The 5495-nt window shown below is 60.8% G+C and carries 5 protein-coding genes and 1 tRNA gene; 2 read left to right on the forward strand and 4 right to left on the reverse strand.

Annotated elements, in window-relative coordinates; genetic code table 11:
- From HCZ87_RS19560 to HCZ87_RS19570, 3 genes are all read right to left on the reverse strand, one after another.
- Positions 1–490 (reverse strand): Hsp70 family protein (locus tag HCZ87_RS19560; RefSeq protein WP_167646617.1); only part of this gene is annotated, 490 nt, incomplete at its 3' end.
- A gap of 185 nt (positions 491–675) precedes the next feature.
- A complete protein-coding gene (glnA, locus tag HCZ87_RS19565; RefSeq protein ID WP_167646619.1) occupies positions 676–2082 on the reverse strand; it encodes a type I glutamate--ammonia ligase in 1407 nt (468 codons plus the stop codon).
- A gap of 67 nt (positions 2083–2149) precedes the next feature.
- Positions 2150–2488: a P-II family nitrogen regulator gene (locus tag HCZ87_RS19570; protein WP_008560236.1), complete on the reverse strand. Its 339-nt coding sequence runs from the start codon at positions 2486–2488 to the stop codon at positions 2150–2152.
- Between the two features lie 168 nt (positions 2489–2656).
- Between HCZ87_RS19570 and HCZ87_RS19575 the strand changes: the two genes are divergently transcribed.
- Positions 2657–4294, forward strand: a complete 1638-nt coding sequence (locus HCZ87_RS19575) for an NAD(P)H-hydrate dehydratase (RefSeq protein ID WP_167646621.1) — start codon at positions 2657–2659, stop codon at positions 4292–4294.
- Here the strand turns inward: HCZ87_RS19575 and HCZ87_RS19580 are convergent.
- Positions 4291–4803, reverse strand: a complete 513-nt coding sequence (locus tag HCZ87_RS19580; protein ID WP_167646623.1) for a Hint domain-containing protein — start codon at positions 4801–4803, stop codon at positions 4291–4293. The genes HCZ87_RS19575 and HCZ87_RS19580 overlap by 4 nt on opposite strands.
- A gap of 218 nt (positions 4804–5021) precedes the next feature.
- Here HCZ87_RS19580 and HCZ87_RS19585 point away from each other — a divergent pair.
- Positions 5022–5105: transfer RNA gene (locus HCZ87_RS19585), tRNA-Leu, on the forward strand.
- The last annotated feature ends 390 nt before the right edge of the window (positions 5106–5495 follow it).

Consider the following 5495-nt stretch of genomic DNA (forward strand, 5'->3'; position numbering starts at 1 on the left):
CATAAAGGAACTGCACATCGGAAAACCCGGCCTTGAGATAACAGCCGCGCAGGTCGTCCTCGGCCCTCGCGTTGCGGGTCTCGTCCTTGGAGTGGAACTTTACCGGCCGCCCGGAGAGCGCATGGGTGAATTCCATCCGCGTTGCTGTCTCGGCGCGGGTTTTCACCTCGCGCAGGAACTGCGCAATGATATCGCTGAAATCCATCATCTGCTTGCCCAGACGACGTTTTTCATAGAGCAGCGGCGTGCCGAGCAAGCTCTTGAGCGCCCGCATAAAACGCCCCTCGTCCCCGTCGATCAGGGCGCGCGTGGCGCTGCGCCCGATCCGCATCGCGCCGGTCTCCCCGTCAAAGAACACCGCCGTGGGCAGGGTGGTCTCGCCGGGTTCCAGTTCAATCAGCCAGGGCTGCCCCGCGACCGCAACACCGGCGGCGGAGTTCGAGGTGCCAAAGTCGATCCCAAGAGTTTGGGGAAGGGAATGCTGTGTCATGTGGCTGGCCCGGCGCTGATCAAGGCGGGCAGAGCTACCCCAAGCCTGCGCCCGTCTCAACCGTCTATTGGGACATCGGGCAAAGAAATTTCGCGCAGACCAGAAAAAGAGGCGGGCAGGCGGCGGACAAGAAAAAAAGAGCGCCCGCGAGGGGGCGCTCTTTCCGTAGACGTCTACAGCTTGAATTAGCAGCTGTAGTACATTTGATATTCCACCGGGTGCGGTGTGTGCTCGTAGGTTTCGACTTCTTCCATCTTGAGCGCGATATAGCCCTCGATCTGGTCTTTGGTGAATACGTCGCCAGCCAGCAGGAACTCGTGATCGGCTGCCAGGCATTCCAGCGCTTCGCGCAGGGAGCCGCAAACGGTCGGGATATCGGCCAGTTCTTCGGCGGGCAGATCATAGAGGTTCTTGTCCATGGCTTCGCCCGGGTGGATCTTGTTCTTGATCCCGTCAAGGCCAGCCATCAGCAGCGCTGCAAAGGCCAGGTAGGGGTTCGCCGCCGGATCGGGGAAGCGCGCCTCAACACGTTTTGCCTTCGGGGATTCGGTCCACGGAATACGCACGCAGCCAGAGCGGTTACGAGCGGAGTAGGCGCGCAGAACGGGGGCCTCGAAGCCCGGGATCAGACGCTTGTAGGAGTTGGTGGACGGGTTGGTGAAGGCGTTCAGGGTCTTCGCGTGCTTCAGGATGCCGCCGATGAAATACAGGGCCTCGTCGGAGAGATCCGCGTATTTGTCGCCTGCAAAGAGCGGCTTGCCGTCTTTCCAGATCGACATGTTCACGTGCATGCCGGTGCCGTTGTCGCCGGCGATCGGCTTGGGCATGAAGGTGGCGGATTTGCCGTAGGCGTGGGCCACATTGTGGATCACGTATTTGTATTTTTGCAGCTCGTCGGCCTGTTTGGTCAGGCTGTCAAAGATCAGGCCCAGCTCGTGCTGACAGGAGGCCACCTCGTGGTGGTGCTTGTCAACTTTCATGCCCAGACGCTTCATGGTGGAGAGCATCTCGGAGCGCAGGTCCTGGGCTTCGTCGATCGGGTTGACCGGGAAGTAGCCGCCTTTGACGCCGGGACGGTGGCCCATGTTGCCGGTCTCAAACTCGGCATCAGAGTTCCAGGAGGCGTCGGTTGCGTCAACTTCATAGGAGACTTTGTTGATGGTGTTGGAGAACCGCACATCGTCAAAGAGGAAGAATTCCGCCTCCGGGCCCATATAGGCCACATCGCCGATACCGGAGGCCTTCAGATAGGCTTCGGCTTTTTGAGCGGTGCCGCGCGGGTCGCGCTCATAGGCTTCGCCGGTGTCGGGCTCAACCACGGAGCAGTGAATGCAGATGGTTTTTTCCGCATAGAAGGGATCCACATAGACGGACTCGGTGTCCGGGATCAGCTTCATGTCGGAGGCTTCGATGGATTTCCAGCCAGCGATGGAGGAGCCGTCGAACATGAAGCCTTCTTCGAGGAAGTCTTCGTCGACCTGATCCGACATCAGTGTCACGTGTTGCAGCTTGCCACGCGGGTCGGTGAAACGGATGTCGACGTATTCCGCCTCTTCATCCTTGATCAGTTTGAGAACTGCGTCTTTACTCATTTGAAGTTCTTCCTCCGTCAGAAAACTTTAATACTTCAGGGTGTGTCTCGGTGTGTCGGTACGGCGCTTAGAGCGCGTCCGAGCCGGATTCGCCAGTGCGGATCCGAATGGCTTGTTCTACCGGGCTGACAAAGATCTTGCCGTCGCCGATCTTGTCGGTCTTGGCTGCGGCCACGATGGCTTCGATGGCGGCATCGACCTGATCGTCATCCAGCACCACCTCGATTTTGACCTTGGGCAGAAAGTCCACGACATATTCCGCGCCACGATACAATTCGGTGTGACCCTTTTGGCGGCCAAAGCCCTTGACCTCGATCACAGAGAGACCCTGTACGCCGACGTCCTGCAACGCTTCCTTCACCTCGTCCAGCTTGAACGGCTTGATGATGGCTTCGATCTTTTTCATGTCGGGCTCCTCGCACCCTTGTCGAATGTGGTCAGATCATTTTCAACTGACCGCCACAATGTGTAAGCCGAAGAGAGTGCTTTCGGAATGTGCAGAATTTAAGGTGCGTGATTAAAAATCGCGCAATGCGATTAAATAATGTGCAGATGTGAAAAAGGAGGGTCCGGTATGAGCGAGCTACTGACGGCAGCGCAGATGCGTGCGATCGAAAAAACGGCAATCGAGAGCGGCGTGGTGACCGGACTTGAGCTGATGGAGCGCGCCGGACGGGGCGTGGTCGAGGCGATTTATGAGCAATGGCCCGAGATTTTTGAGGCGCGCGATGCAGCAAAGGGGGGCGCTGCCCCCCGGCCTGCGGCCTCCCCCCGGGATATTTGCAAAAAGATGAAACATGCAGTGGTGCTTTGTGGTCCTGGAAACAACGGTGGCGATGGGTTTGTTGTGGCGCGGCTGTTGCAGGCGCGGGGCTGGGCGGTCTCGACCTATATCTACGGCGATCCTGAACAACTGCCGACCGACGCGCGGGTAAATTATGACCGCTGGCGCGAGCTGGGATCGGTTGCCGACGTGACGGAGTTTGATCCGCAGCAGGACTGTGACTGTCTGGTGGATGCGCTGTTTGGAACCGGGCTGTCGCGGGGGCTGCCGGATCTGGGGGCGTTGTTCGCGCAGATCGGCGAGAGGGCTGACGGCGCGTTGGTGGAGGCCGCTCCGACGTCTGGCTGCCCTGCCATTGTCGCTGTGGATGTTCCAAGCGGACTTTGCGCTGATAGTGGCCGGGTTTTTCCCCTTGGCGATGGGCCGTTGCGGTCGGCGCTGCGCGCGCATCTGACCGTCAGTTTTCACCGCCTGAAGCTGGGGCATGTTCTTGCCGACGGGCCGACCCTGTGCGGCAAGGTGGTGGTGAAGGATATCGGCCTGGAGGCAAACGCCACGGTAAAAACCGCCGAGCTCGCCGCGCCGTCTTTGCAAGAGCTGCGCAAGGACCGCGGTCATCACAAATTCAACCACGGTCATGCGCTGGTTCTGACCGGTGGCTTTGGCAGGACCGGCGCCGCGCGGCTGGCGGCGCGCAGCGCGCTGCGGGTCGGGGCCGGGCTGGTGACGCTTGGGGTGCCGCCCGCCGCGCAGATGGAGGTGGCAAGTCAGATCACCGGCTTGATGATGGCACGCGTCGACGGGGGGGCGGCCCTGGCTGATCTGCTCCAGGATCCCCGGATCACGGCGCTCTGCCTTGGGCCGGGCCTGGGATTGGAGCGGGCCCGGGATTTGGTGCCTTTTGCGCTGGCGGATCCGTCTCGAGCCGCGGTGCTGGACGCCGACGCGCTCTCCGCCTTTGCTGCGCAGCCGAGGGCGCTGTTTGACAGCCTCCATACCGGCTGCGTGCTGACGCCCCATGCCGGCGAGTTTGCCCGGCTGTTTCCTGACCTTGCCGCGCGGCTCGCGCAGAGACCCGCGCGGGGTCCGATCTCTTCCAAGGTGGACGCCACACGAGAGGCGGCAGCCAGGGCAGGGTGTACTGTGCTATATAAGGGCGCGGATACGGTGATTGCGACGCCGCAGGGCGACTGCGCCATCCACCTCGCCGCCTATGAGCGCAAAGCGCCCTGGCTGGCCACCGCCGGGGCAGGGGATGTCCTGGCGGGGCTGATCACGGGGCTTCTGGCGCGGGGGCTGGGCCCATATGCCGCGGCGCAGACGGCGGCCTGGCTACATGTCGAGAGCGCGCGCAGTTTTGGCCCAGGGCTGATTGCGGAGGACTTGCCAGACCATCTGCCGCATATCTTGGCGGAATTGGATCTCTAGATCAAAGGGCGTAGGTGGTCGTCAAAGGCATGAGCCGAGAGCACCTCCATGCAGCGCAGATATAGGGTGGACGGGGTCTGGAGCCAGAGTTGCACGACCTCGCAGCTCTGCATCCCGTCATCCGTGACATAGGCGTTGTCTATGAGCGCCGCAGCCTGGACGCGCGCCTCATGCTTGCCAAAGAGCGCCTGGGCGCGCCAATCCCTGAGCCGCATCGCCTGATGTGCAGGAAGCAGAATGTCGCAAGGGAGATCACGTGTTTTGTCGTCGCAATTCAGCGTCTTGGCTGCGAAGCGGACCAGGCGACTGCGGGCATGTTGTATCACAACCGTCAGCACCGGAGACAGGCCGTGCTCGCGCGTGATGACGGTATCTGCCGGGGTGATCTCTGACGTGGGTTTGAACCCCTTGCGAGTCAGTACCTCCGTCTGTGGCAACAGGCCGGTGAGCGGACGGGCTCTGGTATGATCGCCCTTGGGGGCGCAGATAAGATGGCGTTCAAAAGACATAAACTGGGCTCCGCTGGGCGCTCTGACGGCGGGAATGTCCACCGCAGAGGTTTACGCTGAGATTGTGGCAAAACGATGCCAAGCGCCGTGAGCTGGCATTGATGACGCGGCGCTGGGGGCGGGACGGAGGGAATTCTTGCATCTGCGAAATTTTTTCTCGCATCCCAAACGGAGCTCTGCTAACTAGCGGCTCCACGGCGGGGCCTCCTCGCCGATGTGCGGGTGTGGCGGAATTGGTAGACGCACCAGATTTAGGTTCTGGCGCCTTTGGCGTGGGGGTTCGAGTCCCTTCACCCGCACCATACTGAAAACAAAAGGATTTTCAGGAAGCTTCTGCTCAGAACTCCAGATCGAAATGCTGCGCGCTACGATTTTGCTACGCGGATGCAACACGAAGTAGCAGCGACTCCGTGTTGGGCTTCAAGACGAAAATGCCCGCACTCGCGGGATTCTTCGTGTTTGCTGTACTCAGAGAGTGAAGCTGAAGGCGCAGTTAGTCACCCAAGCACGATCCGGCGCGCCGACGGCGAACTGTCGATCCAGCGTATCCACCACGACGACAGAGGGCTTTCCACGGCCTTGTTGCACAAATCGGGTGATGTGCGAGCTTCCCCCCTTCCCCGAACGGACTTACTCTACGGGCTGTGTGACGGGGATTCCAAGTGCCGTGTAGCCGTTGAGCACGGCGATAC

Source organism: Phaeobacter sp. HF9A, assembly GCF_011806385.1.
Taxonomy (GTDB): domain Bacteria; phylum Pseudomonadota; class Alphaproteobacteria; order Rhodobacterales; family Rhodobacteraceae; genus Epibacterium.

Bases quoted from the DNA above. Each gene is read 5' to 3' on its own strand.
- glnA (WP_167646619.1), bottom strand. From the start codon at position 2,082: ATGAGTAAAGACGCAGTTCTCAAACTGATCAAGGATGAAGAGGCGGAA.
- HCZ87_RS19570 (WP_008560236.1), bottom strand. From the start codon at position 2,488: ATGAAAAAGATCGAAGCCATCATCAAGCCGTTCAAGCTGGACGAGGTG.
- HCZ87_RS19575 (WP_167646621.1), top strand. From the start codon at position 2,657: ATGAGCGAGCTACTGACGGCAGCGCAGATGCGTGCGATCGAAAAAACG.
- HCZ87_RS19580 (WP_167646623.1), bottom strand. From the start codon at position 4,803: ATGTCTTTTGAACGCCATCTTATCTGCGCCCCCAAGGGCGATCATACC.